The following is an 18751-nucleotide window of genomic DNA, read 5'->3' on the forward strand; positions in this document are numbered from 1 at the left end:
CCCGCTCAGGCCGTGCTCGTCGCGAGCATCGCCGTCCGCTCCAGTTCCGAGTCGAAGCATCGCTGGAAGTACTCGGCGACGACGGGGCGCTCGGCCTCGTCGCACTTGTTGACGAACGACAATCGGAATGCCAGCGCCGGGTCGTGGAAGATCTCGATGTTCTCGGCCCAGGTGATCACCGTGCGCGGCGACATCAGCGTCGACAGGTCGCCGACCCGAAAACCGCTCCGGGTCAGGTTGGCCACGGCCACCATCGACCCGATCAGCTCCCGGCTCAGTGACGGCACCCGCGCGGACACGATCTCGATTTCCTGTTCCGCGGGGAGGTGATCGAGCGTCGCGACGATGTTCCAGCGATCGATCTGCGCGTGATTGAGCCGCTGCACACCGTGATACAGCCCGTTGAGATTGCCCAGGCCGACGGTGTTGGCGGTGGCGAACAACCGGAAGGCCGGATGCGGAGTCAGGACCCTGTTCTGGTCGAGCAGGGTGAGTTTCCCGTCGCGTTCGAGGAGACGCTGGATGACGAACATGACATCGGGGCGGCCGGCGTCGTATTCGTCGAGGATGAGGGCGACGGGTCGCTGCAATGCCCAGGGCAGGATGCCTTCCTGGAATTCGGTGACCTGCTTGCCGTCTCGCAGCACCACCGCGTCCCGGCCTATCAGGTCCAGCCGGCTGAGATGTCCGTCTAGGTTGACCCGCACACACGGCCAGTTGAGCCGCGCCGCGACCTGTTCGATGTGTGTGGACTTGCCGGTACCGTGCAGACCCTGCACCATCACCCGGCGGTTGCGGTCGAACCCGGCGAGCAGGGCCGTGGTCACCGCGTGATCGAACCGGTACGCGGGGTCGACGTCGGGGACGTGGTCGGCGGGTTCGCGGAAGGCGCGCACCGTCAGGTCGGTGTCGAGTCCGAACAGCTCGCGTGCGGACAGCACGTGGCTGGGTGTCGCAGTGGTCATTTCGGGCATGCGCCCTCCTTCAGTTCAGGTCTGGCGAACCGTCGTCCGTGACCTCGTTCTCGATCTCACCGATGGCGTCGGCCGCCCGCCGCAACGCGGGCAGAAGCTTGAGCGCCTTGTCGGGGGTGAGTCGCATGACCGGGGCCTGGACTGCGATGCAGAGGTTGGAATTGCCTGTGGCACAGGGGACGAGTACCGCAGCGCACACGAGGCCGGGAAGGAACTCTTCGTCGTCGATGGCGTAACCGTCGCGGCGGACCTGTTTGAGTTCGGTCTCGATCAGCTCGACGTCGGTGACCGTCTTGTTGGTGTACCTCTCGAGCGGCATCCGCCCGAGAAGTCGCCGGCGCTGGGCGGGGCTGAGCTGCGACAGGATCATCTTGCCGCTGGCCGAGCAGTGCGCGGGCACCCGCGATCCCGCATGGAGTGTAAAGCGAAGGGGCTCGGAGGTTTCCACGCGGTCGAGATACACCACTTCGCTACCCGACAGGGTGGTCACGTTGCAGCTTTCGCCGAGTTCCGCGACGAGGTTCCGGAGGATGGCGTGTCGTGCGCCGTGGTGGGTGTCGTTGAGCAGCAGATTTTCGGCGAAGCGTCGCAGGCGCACGCCGGTGCCGTAGTGCCTGCCGTTGTTCTGCCGGGTGAGGAGTCCGGCGCCCTCGAGTTGCTGGAGCATGCGGTGCAGGGTCGGCTTGGCCATGCCCGTCTCTTCGACGAGCCCCTGCAACGTGAACAGCTGGTCCTTGGACGCGATCATCTCGAGCAGTGCGAACAGGCGGAGCGTCGGTGTGTCTCCGGGTAGCTCCGTAGTCGGGTGTCCGTTCGACTCGTCGATCCGGTGAATCTCACCCACGGTTCCTCCTTGGCCGAAACGGCGACGCATTCGCATCGTGTATCGAAAAATCATACATCCCGTTCCAGTTTTAGGAACATTCATTGACGAAGTGTGTGACGTGGCCTACTGTCGTTGCAGATCACAAAATCACGAACGAAACGTTCCGATTTTTGACATTCTCTGCCGGTTCCGGCGCGCCCTTGAAGGAGGATCACACATGAGCAAGAAGAAGAACGGTGCCGATCGCACCGCTGTCTCCGGTGTACAGAAGATGACACCGTCGGAGGCGTTCGTCGAGACGATGGTCGCCAACGGCGTCACCGACATGTTCGGCATCATGGGATCCGCCTTCATGGATGCGATGGACATCTTCGCTCCCGCCGGGATTCGACTCGTCCCGGTCGTGCACGAGCAGGGCGCGGGACACATGGCCGACGGGTATGCCCGGGTCAGCGGGCGGCACGGCATGGTGATCGGGCAGAACGGTCCGGGTATCAGCAACTGCGTCACCGCGATCGCCGCCGCGTTCTGGGCGCACAGCCCCGTCGTCATCGTCACTCCCGAGGCCGGCACCATGGGAACGGGCCTGGGCGGCTTCCAGGAAGCCAACCAGCTGCCGATGTTCCAGGAGTTCACGAAGTACCAGGGGCACGTCAACAACCCGAAGCGCATGGCCGAGTTCACGGGCCGCTGCTTCGACCGCGCGATGTCCGAGATGGGCCCGACGCAGCTCAACATTCCGCGCGACTACTTCTACGGTGAGATCGAGACGGAGATCCCGCAGCCCACCCGCCTCGACCGCGGTCCCGGTGGCGAGACGAGCCTGAACGAGGCGGCTGAACTGCTGGCGCAGGCCGAGTTCCCGGTCATCGTGTCCGGCGGCGGCGTGGTGATGGCCGACGGTGTCGAGGAGTGCAAGGCACTCGCCGAGCGTCTCGGCGCCCCCGTCGTCAACAGCTACCTGCACAACGACTCGTTCCCCGCCAGCCACCCGCTGTGGACCGGACCGCTCGGCTACCAGGGGTCCAAGGCCGCGATGAAGCTGATCAGCCAGGCGGACGTGGTGCTAGCCCTCGGCACCCGCCTCGGCCCCTTCGGGACTCTCCCGCAGCACGGCATGGACTACTGGCCGAAGAATGCCAAGATCATCCAGATCGACGCCGACCACAAGATGCTCGGTCTGGTCAAGAAGATCTCCGTCGGGATCTGCGGTGACGCGAAGGCCGCTGCCGTCGCGCTCACCGAGCGGCTCGAGGGCAAGTCCCTCGTCTGCGACGGCAATCGTGCGGCACGCGGCGAGAAGATCGACGCCGAGAAGGCCGCGTGGGAGACGGAACTCGACGAATGGACGCACGAGCGCGATGCGTTCAGCCTCGACATGATCGCCGAACAGGAAGGCGAGGAAGGCAACTGGCTGCACCCGCGTCAGGTGCTGCGCGAGCTGGAGAAGGCGATGCCGGAAGACGTGATGGTGTCCACGGACATCGGCAACATCAACTCCGTCGCCAACAGCTACCTCCGGTTCGAGAAGCCGCGCAGCTTCCTCGCCCCGATGAGCTTCGGTAACTGCGGTTACGCGCTGCCGACCATCATCGGCGCGAAGGCGGCGGCACCGGAACGGCCCGCCATCGCCTACGCAGGCGACGGCGCATGGGGGATGAGCCTGGGCGAGATCATGACGGCTGTCCGGCACGACATCCCGGTCACCGCCGTCGTCTTCCACAACCGGCAGTGGGGTGCGGAGAAGAAGAACCAGGTCGACTTCTACAACCGCCGCTTCGTCGCGGGTGAGCTCGAGAGCGAGTCCTTCGCCGGGATTGCACAGGCGATGGGCGCCGAGGGCATCGTGGTGGACAAGCTCGAAGAGGTCGGTCCCGCACTGCAGCGCGCGGTCGCCGCCCAGATGAACGAGGGCAAGACGACGGTCATCGAGATCATGTGCACCCGCGAACTCGGCGACCCCTTCCGCCGCGACGCGCTGTCGAAGCCGGTTCGCCTGCTCGACAAGTACAAGGACTACGTGTAGTCCGCTCCCTGCGAGCACGTGGCCCCCGGCGCAGACGCSGGGGGCCACGTCCCGTGCCGTGCTGGTACCGACGATTTGCCGTCGTCTGGACCTGTCGCTTCGACGCCGCGACCCCCACACTTCTGACGGAGACAAACGGCGAACGAAAGCGGTGCAACAGGGTATGGCGGCAACGGTGTGGGATCTGTCGTTGCCCGCCCTCCTCTTCGCGCTCGGCGTCGTGGTGGCCGGCGGAGTCGTCCGCGGTTTCGGAGGGTTCGGTGGCGCGATGGTGTGGGTCGCGGGACTCGTCGTCCTGCTCCCGCCGACGTCGGTGATCCCCACCGTGTTCGTCCTCGAGGTCGTCGCGAGCGCTGCGATGCTGCCCCAGGTGTGGCGTCAGGTGCACTGGAAGTCGTTGCGCTGGTTGTTCGCCGGCACCCTGATCGGAATGCCGCTGGGGATGTGGGCCCTCACGCAACTGTCCGGCGACCTGGTGCGCGTCCTGCTGGGCGTCGCGATCATCGGCTCCGCCGTCGCCATGGCCGCCGTCCCCGACCGGCAGTCGCTGCCCGGCCCGGGGTTGACCACTGTGACGGGGGTGGCGTCCGGTCTCCTCAATGGCGGCTTCGCGCTCGGCGGTCCGCCCGCCGTCCTGATGTACTTCTCCGCGTCCACCCACGTGGCGGCCGGGCGCGCCTCGCTCGTCGTGTTCTTCCTCGTCATCGATGCGTTCGGCGCCGCGGGGTCGGCCGCCGGTGGTCTCCTCACCGTGCCCGTCCTCGCACAGATCGCCCTGTTCACGCCGCTCTGCATGTTCGGCGCCGCCGCGGGGAAATGGCTGTTCGACCGCACCACCGCCCAGCAGGTCCGTCAACGCGTGCTGTGGCTACTCGGCTTCCTCGGCGCCGCCGTCCTCGTGCAGGTGGCGTTGCGGTAGCCCGAGGCCCCGCTCTCGGTAGACCGAGGCGGGGCCACAGCAGCTTTGGTATCAGGTCGGGGATATTTGCGACATGGCGGCGTTGTCAGGGTATGAACTGCCGTCCTGGTCCTCCGTGTAGATGTCCCGGCCGCGGATTGCGAGCGTGCACAGCGTGCTGACCGCGCCCACCGCAACGATGTATCCCATGATCAGTGAGAGTCCTCCGCTCGCCGAGCCGAGGAGGGATGCGAGCACGAGTGGCGTCAGACCGGATGCGACGATTCCCGACAGCTGGTAGACGACGGAGATTCCGCTGTAGCGGACTCGGGTGGGGAAGAGTTCCGCGAACAGCGAGGACTCGGGGGCGTAGACGATCGGATAGAGGACGCCGAGGACCAGCACGATCGTGATGACGATGACAGCGGTGTCTCCGGTGCCGATGAGCACGAAAGCGGGATAGGCTGCAGCCGTGAGAATCACGCTGCCCGCCGCGAACACGTGTCTGCGGTCGTACCGGTCGGCGACCTTTCCGAAGACGGGAATGAAGACGATCATGGTCGCGGCCGCCGCCATCACTGCCAGAAGCAGGGTTTGACGGCTGAGGTGCAGCGTGCCGGTGCCGTAGGCGATCGCAAATACCGCCCACGTATTGAAGGCCACACCCTCGGCCCATCGACTGCCCATTCCCAGCACCATGTTTCGCCGTGACTGCGGGCTCTTGATCAGTTCCAGGGCAGGCACGGTGGCCTTCTCCTCCACCGTCTCGAGCTTGCGGAAGGCCGGGGTCTCCATGACCTTGAGGCGGATGAACAGGCCGACCGCCACCAGGATCGCGCTGAGCATGAAGGCGATCCGCCAACCCCAGTCCAGGAAGGCGGCCTCGGACAGGGTCGAGTTGAGTGCCGCGAAGACACCCGTGCCCAACATCAGGCCGATTGCGAGACCGATCTGCGGCAGGCTTCCGTAGAACCCGCGCTTGCCGCGGGGTGCGTATTCGACGGCCATCAGGACTGCCCCACCCCATTCGCCGCCGATTGCGACTCCTTGTGCGAGCCGGAGCACCACCAGCAGAATCGGCGCGGCGATTCCGATCGTCGCGTACGTGGGGACCAGTCCGATCAGGCAGGTCGCCACACCCATGATCATCATGGTCGCGACCAGGGTCTTCTTCCGGCCGATGCGGTCGCCGATGTGACCGAAGATCAGACCGCCGAACGGCCGGGCCATGAATCCGATCGCGAACGTGGCGAACGCGAGCAATGTACCGACGATCGGATCAGAACTGGGGAAGAACAGCTTGTCGAACACCAGGCCGGCGGCGATGCCGTAGAGGAAGAAGTCGTACCACTCCACTGTCGTTCCGACGATGCTCGAGGCTACGACGGTACGGATCTCGGACTTCGACGGTTCCTGGTCGGTGTCTCGCGGAGAAGTCACAACGACTCCCGGAATATGTGTGTGAGGGCGTTCCTCGTCACTGGTCGGGGCACGACCGCCAGCTGACGCGTCTGCTTCATCGTGCCATCCACCAGCGTCGCCAGGTGCTCTTCCCCGTAGCCGAAGCTTCGCAATCCCGAGGGCATTTCGATGTCGGCCATCAGCTCGCTCAGTACGTGCGCGAGCGCGTCCGCTCCATCGGTGGCCGTGAACGTCCGGCCGGAGAGGAGCTCGGCGGCCCGCAGGTGCCTGCCGGGGTCGCTCGGGTAGGTCCATCGGAAAACTGCCGCGGCAGTGGCGGATACGGCCTGCCCGTGCGGCACCATGGGCATTCGAGGATAGCCCTCGGCCTGGTAGTTCTCGACGGCGCCGGCGACCGGGTACGCATTGGCGTGGGGCAGGTGGGTGCCAGCGTTGCCGAACCCTGTTCCGGCGGAGGTCGAGGCCAGCGCCATCTGGTAACGAGCTTCCAGGTCCCGTCCGTTCATCACCGCGCGTCGCAGGTACTTCCCCACCAACGACAGGGCCTGCTCGCACCAGGTGTCACTGATGGGGTTGGAACCGCAGAAGGCGGGGCGCTTCATCGGGTCTTCGGGCGCAGGTTTGGCGTCGAACCGGACGCTGGTGTAGCTCTCGAGCGCGTGAGAGAGTACATCCATTCCGCTCGCAGCGGTGACCTGCGAGGGCAGCGTGACGGTGGTCAGGGGATCGACTATTGCGAGCGTCGGTCGCAACTTGGGATGACTGACCCCGGCCTTCAAGTGCAGGCCGAGGAAGTCGATGACGCAGATCGTCGTCGATTCCGATCCGGTGCCCGCGGTGGTCGGTATGGCAATCAGGGGTTTGAGGGGAAGCCACGGCGCCTTACCTCCGCCGATGGGCGGAGTCACGTACTCGAGCAGTTCCCCGGGGTGAGTGGTGAGTAGGTTGACAGCCTTCGCGGTGTCGATCGCGGAACCTCCGCCGACTGCGATGTAGGAGTCCCACTCCCGTTCACGGGCGAAAGAGACGGCCTCCTCGATGCTCTGATCCGTGGGTTCCACTGCGACGCTGTCGAATACGTCCGACTTGATTCCTGCGGCGATCAGCTGATCGCGAATGCGGTCGGGGATCCCGGTGTCTCGAACGCCCGGGTCGGTGATCACCAAACAGGATTCCGATCCCAGTGCGGACAGTTCGGCGCCGACCTCGTCCAGAGCGCCGATGCCGAATTTCAATTGGGGTGCCGCCCAGGTGAAGACGCTCTCGTTCTCGTTCGATCGGTACATCGTTGAGACTCCTTCGCTGTCACAATGTAGGGATAGTCCCCACACTGTGAACCGACGATAGGCCAGCGACGTGGATATGTGAAGTGCCTCACAAGAAGAATTCGAGGGATCCAGCACACAGCGGATCGCGACGCCACGGAACGGCGGCCGCGCCAAACACCCGGGCCGTGGGAGAGCCTCGGGTCAGTGAGACATCGCCCGGTTGACCGGGACGAATTGGGATACTTCCTTCGCCGCCTGGACAATGCGGTCTCCGAGCGTCCGTACCCTCGACTTGGGCATTCGGACGGTGGGGACCTGAATCACCAGCGCAGCCTGCGCGTACCCGTCCGCGTCCAGAATAGGTGCGCCTACGCAACGCACACCCTCGACGTTCTCCTGCTCGTCGATGCTGTACCCGCGGACCCGGATCTCCCGGAGTTGCTCCGAGAGTTCACGGGGAGTACTCAAGCTGTGCGGAGTGACCTTGGCGAGCGTGGCGGGAAGCGACTTGACGTACGTCTCGGCGTGTGGCGAGAACGCCAGAATCGCCTTGCCCGAAGCCGTCGTGTACAGGGGAAACCGGGCGCCCGTGTGCTGCTCGAACCGCAACGGGAGCGTCGACTGCACCCGCATCATCACCACCGATTCCGGCCCCTGACGGATGGAAAGGTTCACGGATTCCTGGGTCTCGGAATTGAGCTGCTCCAGGATGGGAAGCGCCTTGTCCATGCCGAACCCGCGCTGGGCGGCCTGGCCGAGCAGTACCGTTCCACTGCCGAGGTAGTAGCTGTCGGACATCGGATTCCGCGCTACGAGACCCTCGGCGATCAGGGCCCGGATGAGTCTGTTGGCCGTACCGGACGACAACTGGAGTTCTGCCGCGATAGCACTGCCGGTGAGTTCGTCGGGTGAAGATGCGAGCAACTTGAGCACGGCCAGCGCACGTCCGACGGATTGTGTGCCCGCAGGCAGTTCTTCGCTCACCACGCAATCCCATCTTCGTCCGACCTGCCGGCGAGTCGATGTTACCCGCTCGGCCGATGACCGAGGCGCAGATCTTGTCGCAGTTGGGGCCGGTAGACCGCTATTCCCCCGCGGTGTCGGAGGGCGTGTCGCCCGAATCGCTCTGGAACAGACTCAGACTCGACACCGAGCGCTGCAGGCCGTCGAGGGTCCGGGGATCCCAGCCGGTCAGCTGTTGCCAGCGGTCGAGCCGGTAGGTGATCGAGTTCGCATGCAGGTGGATGTCCCGCCCGGCCGCGCTGATGGAGAATTCGTTGCGGGCGAAGGCCAGTACCGCCTCGACGAGGTGCGGATGGTCCGCGGCGACGGCGACACCCGGCTCCAGCAGCGTGGCGAGCTCGTCGCGATGGTCGGCCAGGGTGGCGGCAACCCATTCGTCGGCGAAACGGACCACCTCGCCGGTAGGCGAGGCCAGATGCAGGACGCGGCGCGCGTCCGTGATGCTCATCGCCGCGCCGGCCAGGCCGGGGCGGCCCAGTCCGACTCCGACCGTTGTCCCCGGGTGGCCGAGCCGGACCTCGCGGATGATGTCGTCGACCGGTGCGCGCTGGCTCAGGGCGATGATGACGGTGCCGTGCCCGCTGCATTGAGTGGTGCCCGGGATCGTGTCCAGGGTGCGTTGCAGCCGTTCGAGCTGCGCTTCCGACCACTCCTCCGCGGCGACGCACACCGCTTGGAACTCGTGCTGCGGTGTGAAACCCAGCGCCTCTGCCAGCTCGCGCACATCACGGTGGTCGCCGTCGACCGACCTCGCGAGGGCCTCGAAGAACCGGTATCGCACCCCCGCGCGGATGGCCTGTTCGCTTCGGGTCGCGTCGGTGTGTCCGACGGCGACCGCGCTGGTGGCGGTGTGGACGAGATCCCACATCATGCCGCCCGCGCGCAGCAGGTCGGTTGTCGGCTCGGCGGCGGTGGCCACCATCGTGTTCCACAATTCGCGGGTCGCGATGTGGTACGTCTCGATGACGTCGGACAGTGGCAAACCCTGCATGGCCCGGCGCCTGCCGAGCTGACGCGAACGCTCGAGGACGTCGTCGGCGAGAGGCTCGCTCTCCGCGAGGGCGCGCAACGTCGCCGCGAGCTGCCGACTGATGTATCCGCGTTGCTCGTCGATCGGTACGGCGGCGTACGACTGCAACTCGGCGCGGATCTGACCCACCGCTCGGTCGGTTACCGATTCGATCTCCTCCGAGACCTGCCGGCACAGCCGTTGGATCGTGTCTTCATCCACGGACTCGGGCACCCTCTCCCTCGGTTTCCGCACTCCCGTGAAATTCACGAACCGCCTCGACGTTTTCCGGGATTCGCCCATGGCCCGAGGGGAGTGATTCAAACCACACTAGTGCCAGAGTGCACGTCGACCGGCACCGGACCCAACCCGCGACGCCGGTGGACGCAGTCGGAATAGGAGACAAAACAATCATGTCCAACGAGGCAAAAAGCGCCTTACTCGCGATAGGTGTCCCGTTCGCCGGGGTCCTGGGCGGCATCGTCGCCCTGTCCGGATCCACGGCCACGGTCTTCGGAGTCCCCATCCTGTTCGCGTGGTTGTTCCTGTGGATGCCGCTCACCTCGCTGTGCCTCCATCTCGCCTGGAAGCTATTCGACCGCAAGGACTTCGAAGCTGCCGAGCACGCCGAATCGGCCGCTGCGAGCGCTGGGATGGGAGACCAGTCATGACCGCGGCCTTCTTCACCCTCGTGCTCGCCCTCGCCCTCGGGGCAGGCGTGCTGTCGCGGCGCGGCAGCAAGAAGGAGATCTCCGACTACCTGGTGGGTGGCCGGTCGTTCGGTCCGCTGCTGGTCTTCATCCTGGGAGCGGGCGAGGCGTACAGCATCGGCACCCTGATCGGGTTCCCCGGCGGCGTGTACGCGCACGGGGCGAGCTACGGCGTCTGGTTCATCGGGTACATCCTGCTGGCCTACCCGATCGGATACTTCTTCGCGCCCTACCTCTGGCGCGCGGGTAAGAGATACGGCGCCATGACCCTGCCCGATGTGGCCGGACGCCACTTCCGGTCGCGTGGGCTGGAATTGACCATCGCCATCGCTTCGGTCGTATTCCTCATCCCGTGGGGCCAGCTTCAGCTCGCCGGACTGCAGATCGCGCTGACCGGTCTGGGTATCTCCATCGACCCCACCGTCGCGGTATTCGCAGGCGCGGCCCTCGCGCTGCTGTTCCTCATGTTGTCCGGGGTGCGCGCCCCCGCGTTCGTGTCCTACGTCAAGGACACCGCCCTGTTGCTCGGCGCCGTCCTGATCGGACTGGCGGCAGTGATCGAGACCGGTGGCACCGAGAAACTGTTCGCCGCGGCGGCAGCCAGTGGTGGCGGCTCGGCCTCACACTCCACGGTCACCGGGTCGTCACTGACCTTCGTCCTGACGACGATCGTGTTCCAATCGGTCGGGTTCTTCATCTTCCCGATCATCGTGCAGGCCGTGCTCGCGGCGAAGTCCGAGGCGACGATCAAGCGGGTCGCCAAGTTCAATCCGCTGTACATGCTCATGTACCCGTTCCTCGTCGCCGCCGCCTTCGGGGCGATCACGCTGCTGCCGACGAAGCTCGAGGGCACGGAATCCGACCAGGTGCTCCTGCAGTTGTCGCGACAACTGCTGCCCGACTGGCTGACCGGTGTCGTCGCAGGCGGCGCGGCTCTCTGCGCGATCGTGGTCCTGTGCGGGGCGGCCCTCGGAATCGGCGCGATCGTGTCGCGCAACATCATTCCCGGGATCCCGGAATCCCGCCAACGGGTCTGGGTGCGTGGAGTCGTCGTGGCGTACCTCGGGATCTCGCTCCTGCTCACCCTCGCGACACCTCAGCTCCTGCTCACCCTGGTCAACACGGCGTACTACGGCGTCACCCAGGCCGCGGTGGTCTTCGCGACGATGGTCTTCGGATGGAAGCTGCGACCCGCCGCCCTCGCCATGGGCGTGGTGCTCGGCGACGTCGTGGTGCTGTGGCTGTATCTCGACAAGCACGGCCCGGTGTCCGTGTGGCTCGCCGAGCACGGTGTCAATCTCGGCGCGGCCGCCCTGGTGCTCAACATCCTCTTCGTGGTGTCGACGCGGGTGTTCTGGCCACCCACCGATCCCGTCCGCGGCCTTCGCGCCGACGGCCGAACGTCCGGCACCTCCGCGGGATCCGTGGCCGCACGCAGCGAAGTGGGTGCCTGATGTCCAGGACACTGCTCACCGCCGATTCCATTCACACGCAGGACCCGTCGTCGCCGACTGTCGAAGCGCTGGTCATCGACGGAGCCGATGTGATCGCCACCGGCACCAGGAAGGACATGGCCGACCGCGCCGGAATCGGCGCCCGCCGCCTCGACCTGCCCGGCGCCACGGTGATCCCGGGTCTCATCGAATCGCACATCCACCCCACCTACGCCGGCCTCACCGACGGCTGGGCGGACTGCCGGACACCACCGTGCCGGTCGATCGCCGACATCCAGCAGGCGTTGCGTGCCGCGGCCACCAGCAGCGGATGGATCAGGGGGTGGGGTTACGACGACACCCAGATCGCCGAGGGGCGGCATCCGACCCGGACGGATCTCGACGCCGTCAGCACCGATCGCCCGGTCATCGTCCTGCACATCTGCGGGCACTTCGCCGTCGCCAACACCGCCGCACTCGCGGCCGCAGGCATCGACGAATCCACGGTGCCGGTGGACGACCCGCTCTTCCCCCGCGGGGCCGACGGCCGTCTGACCGGGATGGCGTGGGAAATCGATGCGGTGGCAAGGCTCACCGCGGCGGTTCCCGCGCTGACCGAGCAGGAGGTCAACGGCGCCCTGCTTCGCAGCCTGCTGTCGGCGCGGTCGCGGGGCATCACCACCATCCACGATCTCGGGGTGGGTCTCTCGGCCGGCGAGCAGGAGCTGACCGCCTACCGCTCACTGGACGCGTCGGGTGAGCTACCGGTGCACGTCGTCGGGTTCCTGCGCGGTGACATGGCGCTCGAGGCCCTCGACGACCGCGGAGTCACGTTCGAGCACACACCCGGGGCCGGCGCACGCTTCCGGCTGGCCGGCGCGAAGTTCTGGGCCGACGGATCGATCCAGGGGCTGTCCGCCGCCCTCCGCACGCCGTACGCGTGCGACCCCAGCCATCACGGCGACCTGCTCTACCCTCAGGCGCAGCTCGACGAGATGATCCTGCGGGTGCATCGTGCGGGCGGTCAGGTCGCCGTGCACGCCAACGGCGACGCGGCGGTCGGTGCCGCGATCACCTCGCTGCGGAGGGCGCAAGCCACCGACGGCCGGGTGGGACGGCACCGCATCGAACACTGCCAGGTGAGCGCGCCCAGCGACCTGGCCGCGATCCGGGAAGCCGAACTCGGGGTGAGTTTCTTCGTCAACCACGTCTTCTACTGGGGCGACCGCCACCGCGACCGGTTCCTCGGTGCCGAGCGCGCCGCCGAGATGGATCCCCTCGCCTGCGCCGACGAACTGGGGCTGCGATTCGGACTGCATTCGGACTGCCCGATCACCCCGATGGACCCGCTCGCGACCATCAGGACCGCGGTCACCAGGATGACGAGGGGCGGCACCGTGCTCGGCGGGAACCAGCGGATCGGAGTGGATCGCGCGATCCGGGCCATGACCATCGACAGCGCGTACCTGGTGCACGACGAGACCCGTGTCGGCACCTTGACGGCGGGCCGCCGTGCGGACCTGGTGGCGCTCGACGGCAGCCTCGGGGATCTCGCGGACGGCACCACCGAAATCCCCCGTCCCACAATGGTCATGATCGACGGAGAGTCGGCGGACATGCGCTAGACGAACGTAAGTGCCTCAGTTAAAACGGAATCCGTCCTCGCCGATCAGGCGAGGGCGGATTCCGGCTACCGGCGGTAACTCGGGTGAGCTCCCGGAGGCAATGGGCGGCGGCTGGGCGGCGGAAATGAAGTACGACGGGTGCCGCCTCGTGGCTGCGGTCGGCGGCGGCGAGCCGCCGGTGTTGTGGACCCGCAACCTCAACGTCGTCACCTCCTCGTACCCGGAGGTGGCCGAAGACCCTGCGCCCGACTACGGCCCTGCGACGGCAGGTGCCGGTGACCTACCTTCCTTTCGGCGTTCTTTACCGGACTACGGGCTACTCCCCATCGCCTGCCTCGATGACGCGAGATACCAAGCGCCGATTGCAACCTGATCGAGGGCGTCGCGTAGTAGCAACTATCGCAATGTGTGCGTTCGTCGACGCGAGTCGAAACCGGACGAGCACACCGTCGGCGCCGAGGGTGATCCGGTGCAGCATCGACCGTCCTAGCCGTCGTAGAACGGCGATTCCAGACCTGTTTCGAGGATTGAGGGGCGGTCTGCGCTCACCCAATTACCGACTCGACAATGACCCGGTTAGCGCCCCGGCAATGAGAATCTCACCGGACGGTGCTATCGGGTTCCTACTGGTCAGTGAGTTTCAGTCAGGGCCCGGCTTTCGGGACGTGCCGGTCAGCGTTCGTCTTTCGGACGTTCGCGATCGACGTCGTCGATGTTCGATCTGTGCTGTTCATCGGTTAGCACATGCAAGTATCGATGCCACGTCTGGAAAGCGAATCAACTTTGGTTACGTTGGCGATCCACCGCCTGGGTGGACTGCCCACCTAGTGTGGAGCGCCCGGATCTTACGACTGGTCGGCGAATCCATCTCGGACAAAGAACTTGAGCGCGAACTGGAACGTGAGGAGCAAGAACAACGCGACAAACGGGCTCAACGCCCACCGGGTCGCCGCGATGTACCGGAGTTCCGGAAACGACCGGACGCTTTCCTGACAACGGAGGACGATGATCCAGTCCTCCATGAGCCGACGTTGTCCATCCCGTTCAGAACAAACAACGGGCTCGACCTCCAATTCACCCGAGTGAAGGTCTACGAGAACGGGGTGGGCTTTGATCTGGTCGCCCGAGAACCGGACCCCGACCCCACCGCCGGTATCCCGTTCGACACAGAAACCATCAATCTTGGTTTCAGGATCAGGCCGGACAAGGCCCACAAGACCAGAATTCGACTGGTCGTTGCTGTCTCACCCTCTCGTGGTGAACACGGCGCTTATGGGGGCACGGTGTTGTCCAACTCGTTCAAACCGGACGACTTCCCTGACGATCCGAACGAGCCATGGCTCTACGGGGGTGGAGACTCTCGCGGTCGTGTTCACGAGCTGGGTGTCATCGAGACGAGGGCGCATTACTTCCTCAGCCCGGTGCCCACCACAGGCACAATCCACGTCACGGTGGCTTACCCCGAGTTCGGACTGAAGATGATGAGCATTGAGTTCGATGCAGCTAGTTTCCGCATACCTGGCCGGTAGCCGATCCGCTTACGGAACGAGGGCGGACTGCCGTCGGCGTGCGCTGGGACGCCACTTCGTCCCGGTGCGGGTTCCGCTTCCGGACGGCGATGATCGCTGCCCCACGTGCTCGGCGCAGGCCTCGCCCGATGGCCGAACCGGTAACGGCACGCGGTGAAAGACGAGTAGTCACACCTGGATAGCCCGCACGGTGAGCAGGAGTCCGGACTCCACACCTTCGTCGTAGCTGATTCTTAGCTGGTGGCCATTAGGTGCGGTTGCTATGTACACCTGCTCGCTGCGTTCGAGGTTCGGTCTACGCATCTCTTCGCGAAACGGGCCGTCATTCAGACTTACGCTCCGTCGGTCAATCTCCGCGCTGACACCGGACCGTTCCAGCAAGGCCTCTCGAGTGGCGTGTGATGCCGTACGCACCATGACAGTTCCCGAGGAGTCCGGGAAGCTCGGGTGCCATTCGCAGGAGACGACATCGTCGTCGTCGGAAAGATGTAGTCCCAGCTCGGACGCTAACGGGAGAGCGGAGTCGCAAGGGTCGTTATGAAACACCCGGGAAACGGTGAACATACCCGTGATGAGGAGAGCAACCACTACTACCCCACATCCGAGCCATAACCACCCGCTGCGGACCTGCGGGCCCCGAGTCTTCAACCGATCGCGCATCCACCACAGCGTACGGACAGTCAAGATCCGGAAAAGACAATGAATCGGGCCGAGACCTCAAGAGTGGCCGAGACTTCGTTGAGTGCGGCGACCGTGGCGACTGACTTGGACGGGAATCGATCGCCGACAGCAAGCCGATGGTGGATCCCTGAGCGGATGCGACGGTCGACAGTTGGGCTTCACCTGCCGGAATCATGGCACCCTTCCTGATGGAGCGGATAACGGGAGACAGGAGCCGACGATGCGACGACTCAGTGGACAGGTCCACAGCGAAAACAGCAACTTCTTACTGTTCGACGACGTTTTCGCAGCCCAAGCATCGACGATCGACGGGACCGCGGGTTTCCTGCAGCCTGGCCAAGGCGTGTTGGCTATCACCACCGAAGTCAGATGGGGACCCGTACAGGTGACGGTGGAGGTACATGATGGTCCGCCGACCGACACACCATCGCCTCAGGATTGGGACAGAACAGCGGAGACCAGCTATCACACCAACAACGGCTCCCAGCGGATCCTCGACGGAGACTTCGGATCGGACCTGGGCGAGCTCGACGAAGTTCTCACTGAGCCAGGACCGGCTACGGTTTTCGTGCGCGCCTTCGGCTGGGTAGCCGATACTACGTCCGGCCACCCCGAGCGGTACTTACTCCAGATCTGGACACGAAAGGCAGAGAAGGAACCCTCCCGCGAACAGGCCGACTACGCAGCCGACTACACAGGCCCGAGCGGTGAGAACCGAACCGGCCTCCCGCCGCAACCAGGTAGCACCTTCGGCTCAAGCGAACAGACCAACAACGCAGGCCGGTCCGGGAAGTACATCCATGTGCAGTACGGCCATCCATCTACGGCACCTATTGAGGATGAGTGACCAGTCACCGATCGTCATCCGGCTTCCGATGGGCGGTCCGCTGACAGCGAGCGCTGCGACACTATGGCCATGACGTCTGATCTTGCGGTCAACCTCCTGGACACGTTCCCCGGCCGCATGTTGATCGATTGGTGGGGAGAGTGGCGCGCACTGCACCCAGAGTTCTCCTCCGCTGGGCAGTACGCCGACTCGATCGACACCGAGGACTACTCGGGCCGCGTAGCGATGGTCCTTCACATGTATCTGTACGGCAGCGACTTCCAAGATGTCATCGACCTCGACACCGCCGACCCCGACATCGTGGAGATGAGCGAGGCCGTCGCAGCCGCACTCTCCTCACCGAGCAGGGAAACGCTGCTCTCCCCACAAAGTCATCACGGCAACCTCACCGAGTTCCGCACACTAACCGTCGCTAACCGCCACCGACCCAGCGCTTTACCGGACGGCGCTTTCTGGACGGCGACGAAGTTTGCTTGCGGAAACGATGCCTGGCTGCTCCACGGCGAACACGATGCAGAGCGCAGTCCCCTGCGCTACGACGTTCATTTCGATCCCGCCAGGGCGCGGATCGCGCGGGTCGATTCGGCGCCCGCATGGGAGGCGCTGCTGAAGGCGCATCCCCGCGAGCGTGAGGGGACGGTGTTTCCCGATTGGCCGTCGATCGCCCAGGAGTGGGACGCGGTCCACGTATCGCTCAGTGGACTGCTCTGCGCCGAGCCGCTGATATCGCAAGTGCCCTACACCGGAGAAGATCCCAGCGGATATACCCACTGCCAGTCCGGCGCCTACGTCGGCGTCGCCGAATGGGCCGTTCCGAGCACAGCCTGGCTTCGTCCGTCAGCCCATATGAGGGTCGAGCCAACTGCCCTTGCAGGAGGGCAAGCGATCGATGACCGGTGAGCGATCCGCATACGGAACGAGGGCGGACTGCCGCCGGCCCGCGCTCGAACACCACTCGTCTCGGTGCAGGTTCGGCTTGGGGAATCGCAAAATGGCCGGCCCGTGGACTGGGATGATTGTGAAATGAGAACCCGCGGAACCGTGCGAAGTTGGGACCGCCAATCGAGGTCGGGCGTAGTGGATTCGTCCCAGACCCCGGGTGGCTGTTGGCTGCCCTCTGCCGCAATCGAGAGCGAAGATGCCTTCGAACTCAATGTCGGCGATCTGATCGACTTCGAGTGGAAACAATCCGACGCAGAAGCGCCGAAAGACTGGCGGTACCAGGCGACACAGGCGTGGCCTCAACCACAGGTTCCGCGAAAGCCTAAGTGGCTACTCAACCTCAATGCCGACGATGCCACCGACGCACCTCGTCACTTCGTCGAGGCGTGCCATGCAGTCGGTCGGGACACTCAGTGCTTTACCGAGTTCAACAAGTACAGCTCACTCATTTGGACAATCGAAGACACCACGGACGAGATCCCGGCATGGACGATCGGGCTCAATGCCGTCGAGACCCGGGCCAACGGTCCGGACATTCCAAGCGGATTCGGTTTCGGTCTCCCATACGAGACGGACGTCGCGACGGCGACCTCCGTGATTGCCGAGGCAGTCCAGGACTGGCTCTCGGGATACGAGTTCGTTCTGTGGCCCGTGTCGAGCCGGAGCCCCTTGCTGCTTTTCGCACCTGAAGTCCGGGATGGGAACGCCGTCTGGATCGACCGCGCTGCCGGCTCCGTCACTTGCCTGATCGGTGAGCTCTGCGCGTGGCGTGCCTCAGCTCAGGTGACACAGTCGTATAGCAGAGGTGCGCCGTCGAACGCCTGTCGGAGTACCGGATGACGATCCGCTTTCGGGACGAGCGCCTGACCCTTCCGGTGCGCGCTGGGCGTCGATCTCGTCCCGGTGCAGGTTCCGCTATCGGAAGTGCTTCGAACGGAACTTTCGCGAACCATCCAGGCTCGCTCAGGGAGGCTAGTGCTCAGGACTCGCCGTCGAGCTCGAAAATGAACTCGACCTCGACGGCGGAGCCGCGGGGGAGTTCGGCGACACCGACCGCGGAGCGAGCATGCCTGCCGGCGTCGCCGAAGACCTCGATCAGAAGGTCGGAGGCTCCATTGATGACTTGGGGTTGCTGTGAGAATCCGTCTGCGGAGGCGACGAATCCTACGACCTTGACTACCTTCGCGATGCGGTCGAGACCGACGAGAGCATTGACGGCCGCCAGTCCGTTGACGGCGCAGAGGCGAGCGGCCGCGGCTGCCTCGTCGACCGTGACGTCCTTGCCGAGTTTGCYGGTGACGGTCGCGCGACCGTCAACCAGTGGGAGTTGGCCAGAGGTGCACACGTAGCGTCCGCTTCGGGTGGCGGGAAGGTAGGCCGCGGCGGGGATCGCCACCGGCGGGAGTTCGATGCCCAGATTTGCGAGCTGTTCGCTCCATCGGCCGGTGTGGACAGGGGTGTTCGACATGTGTGAGGTCACCTTGTGCAGTCGTGGCGCTGCAAAGCGTTCGCAGCGCGGCGGATTGTGTGTTCTGTGT

At 65.2% G+C, this 18751-nt stretch carries 17 protein-coding genes and 1 pseudogene; 10 read left to right on the plus strand and 8 right to left on the minus strand.

The features are described from left to right. Positions 1-5: 5 nt before the first annotated feature. On the minus strand, positions 6-974 hold the full coding sequence (locus AC1D1G_RS00785; RefSeq protein WP_477950536.1) for an AAA family ATPase: 969 nt from the start codon (positions 972-974) through the stop codon (positions 6-8). A 10-nt stretch (positions 975-984) separates the two neighbouring features. After that, the gene (locus tag AC1D1G_RS00790) at positions 985-1818 is read right to left on the minus strand and encodes an IclR family transcriptional regulator (RefSeq protein ID WP_052033030.1); all 834 of its coding nucleotides are present in this window, start codon (positions 1816-1818) and stop codon (positions 985-987) included. 199 nt (positions 1819-2017) lie between these two features. Here AC1D1G_RS00790 and xsc point away from each other — a divergent pair, with 199 nt between their 5' ends. Both xsc and AC1D1G_RS00800 read left to right on the plus strand, forming a co-directional pair. Beyond that, a complete protein-coding gene (gene xsc, locus AC1D1G_RS00795; RefSeq protein ID WP_280779192.1) occupies positions 2018-3826 on the plus strand; it encodes a sulfoacetaldehyde acetyltransferase in 1809 nt (602 codons plus the stop codon). 163 nt (positions 3827-3989) lie between these two features. Beyond that, entirely contained in the window at positions 3990-4745 is a 756-nt protein-coding gene (locus tag AC1D1G_RS00800) for a TSUP family transporter (protein ID WP_317570552.1), read from the plus strand. A gap of 51 nt (positions 4746-4796) precedes the next feature. Here the strand turns inward: AC1D1G_RS00800 and AC1D1G_RS00805 are convergent, their stop codons facing one another. From AC1D1G_RS00805 to AC1D1G_RS00820, 4 genes are all read right to left on the minus strand, one after another. Then, the gene (locus AC1D1G_RS00805) at positions 4797-6164 is read right to left on the minus strand and encodes an MFS transporter (protein ID WP_477950539.1); all 1368 of its coding nucleotides are present in this window, start codon (positions 6162-6164) and stop codon (positions 4797-4799) included. Beyond that, the gene (locus AC1D1G_RS00810; protein WP_477950541.1) at positions 6161-7432 is read right to left on the minus strand and encodes a hydroxyacid-oxoacid transhydrogenase; all 1272 of its coding nucleotides are present in this window, start codon (positions 7430-7432) and stop codon (positions 6161-6163) included. Before AC1D1G_RS00810 ends, AC1D1G_RS00805 begins: the two co-directional genes overlap by 4 nt. A gap of 183 nt (positions 7433-7615) precedes the next feature. Continuing rightward, on the minus strand, positions 7616-8398 hold the full coding sequence (locus tag AC1D1G_RS00815; RefSeq protein ID WP_283352322.1) for an IclR family transcriptional regulator: 783 nt from the start codon (positions 8396-8398) through the stop codon (positions 7616-7618). 100 nt (positions 8399-8498) lie between these two features. Next, entirely contained in the window at positions 8499-9680 is a 1182-nt protein-coding gene (locus AC1D1G_RS00820; RefSeq protein WP_477950544.1) for a PucR family transcriptional regulator, read from the minus strand. Positions 9681-9859: 179 nt separating this feature from the next. Here AC1D1G_RS00820 and AC1D1G_RS00825 point away from each other — a divergent pair, with 179 nt between their 5' ends. From AC1D1G_RS00825 to AC1D1G_RS00840, 4 genes and pseudogenes are all read left to right on the plus strand, one after another. Continuing rightward, positions 9860-10117, plus strand: a complete 258-nt coding sequence (locus tag AC1D1G_RS00825) for a DUF3311 domain-containing protein (protein ID WP_283352320.1) — start codon at positions 9860-9862, stop codon at positions 10115-10117. Beyond that, entirely contained in the window at positions 10114-11610 is a 1497-nt protein-coding gene (locus tag AC1D1G_RS00830; RefSeq protein ID WP_283352319.1) for a sodium:solute symporter family protein, read from the plus strand. The genes AC1D1G_RS00825 and AC1D1G_RS00830 overlap by 4 nt, the downstream gene beginning before the upstream one ends. Beyond that, complete coding sequence (locus tag AC1D1G_RS00835) at positions 11610-13214, plus strand: amidohydrolase (RefSeq protein ID WP_477950547.1); 1605 nt, start codon at positions 11610-11612, stop codon at positions 13212-13214. The genes AC1D1G_RS00830 and AC1D1G_RS00835 overlap by 1 nt, the downstream gene beginning before the upstream one ends. 100 nt (positions 13215-13314) lie before the next feature. Next, positions 13315-13516: pseudogene (locus AC1D1G_RS00840) on the plus strand (ATP-dependent DNA ligase); the annotation flags it as partial. A gap of 543 nt (positions 13517-14059) precedes the next feature. Here the strand turns inward: AC1D1G_RS00840 and AC1D1G_RS00845 are convergent. Next, on the minus strand, positions 14060-14236 hold the full coding sequence (locus AC1D1G_RS00845; protein WP_477950676.1) for a hypothetical protein: 177 nt from the start codon (positions 14234-14236) through the stop codon (positions 14060-14062). A 9-nt stretch (positions 14237-14245) separates the two neighbouring features. Here AC1D1G_RS00845 and AC1D1G_RS00850 point away from each other — a divergent pair, with 9 nt between their 5' ends. The 4 genes from AC1D1G_RS00850 to AC1D1G_RS00865 all read left to right on the plus strand — a co-directional run bounded on the left by AC1D1G_RS00850 (position 14246) and on the right by AC1D1G_RS00865 (position 18053). Continuing rightward, the gene (locus AC1D1G_RS00850) at positions 14246-14743 is read left to right on the plus strand and encodes a hypothetical protein (protein ID WP_477950678.1); all 498 of its coding nucleotides are present in this window, start codon (positions 14246-14248) and stop codon (positions 14741-14743) included. A gap of 901 nt (positions 14744-15644) precedes the next feature. Next, positions 15645-16271, plus strand: a complete 627-nt coding sequence (locus AC1D1G_RS00855) for a hypothetical protein (protein ID WP_477950549.1) — start codon at positions 15645-15647, stop codon at positions 16269-16271. Between the two features lie 237 nt (positions 16272-16508). Beyond that, positions 16509-17171, plus strand: coding sequence for a hypothetical protein (locus tag AC1D1G_RS00860; protein WP_477950551.1), 663 nt, complete (start codon positions 16509-16511; stop codon positions 17169-17171). A 177-nt stretch (positions 17172-17348) separates the two neighbouring features. Next, positions 17349-18053, plus strand: coding sequence for a hypothetical protein (locus AC1D1G_RS00865; protein WP_280779208.1), 705 nt, complete (start codon positions 17349-17351; stop codon positions 18051-18053). 139 nt (positions 18054-18192) lie between these two features. On the opposite strand, the gene AC1D1G_RS00870 is transcribed toward AC1D1G_RS00865, so the two are convergent. Beyond that, entirely contained in the window at positions 18193-18681 is a 489-nt protein-coding gene (locus tag AC1D1G_RS00870) for a RidA family protein (protein WP_477950553.1), read from the minus strand. Positions 18682-18751: the final 70 nt, after the last annotated feature.

This window comes from Rhodococcus sp. P3_B8 (genome assembly GCF_056402775.1).

What these genes read in the sequence shown, in the direction of transcription:
- AC1D1G_RS00785 (WP_477950536.1), bottom strand. Translation starts at nt 974, where the DNA reads ATGCCCGAAATGACCACTGCGACACCCAGCCACGTGCTGTCCGCACGC.
- xsc (WP_280779192.1), top strand. Translation starts at nt 2,018, where the DNA reads ATGAGCAAGAAGAAGAACGGTGCCGATCGCACCGCTGTCTCCGGTGTA.
- AC1D1G_RS00800 (WP_317570552.1), top strand. Translation starts at nt 3,990, where the DNA reads ATGGCGGCAACGGTGTGGGATCTGTCGTTGCCCGCCCTCCTCTTCGCG.
- AC1D1G_RS00810 (WP_477950541.1), bottom strand. Translation starts at nt 7,432, where the DNA reads ATGTACCGATCGAACGAGAACGAGAGCGTCTTCACCTGGGCGGCACCC.
- AC1D1G_RS00825 (WP_283352320.1), top strand. Translation starts at nt 9,860, where the DNA reads ATGTCCAACGAGGCAAAAAGCGCCTTACTCGCGATAGGTGTCCCGTTC.
- AC1D1G_RS00830 (WP_283352319.1), top strand. Translation starts at nt 10,114, where the DNA reads ATGACCGCGGCCTTCTTCACCCTCGTGCTCGCCCTCGCCCTCGGGGCA.
- AC1D1G_RS00835 (WP_477950547.1), top strand. Translation starts at nt 11,610, where the DNA reads ATGTCCAGGACACTGCTCACCGCCGATTCCATTCACACGCAGGACCCG.
- AC1D1G_RS00845 (WP_477950676.1), bottom strand. Translation starts at nt 14,236, where the DNA reads ATGGAGGACTGGATCATCGTCCTCCGTTGTCAGGAAAGCGTCCGGTCG.
- AC1D1G_RS00855 (WP_477950549.1), top strand. Translation starts at nt 15,645, where the DNA reads ATGCGACGACTCAGTGGACAGGTCCACAGCGAAAACAGCAACTTCTTA.
- AC1D1G_RS00860 (WP_477950551.1), top strand. Translation starts at nt 16,509, where the DNA reads ATGTATCTGTACGGCAGCGACTTCCAAGATGTCATCGACCTCGACACC.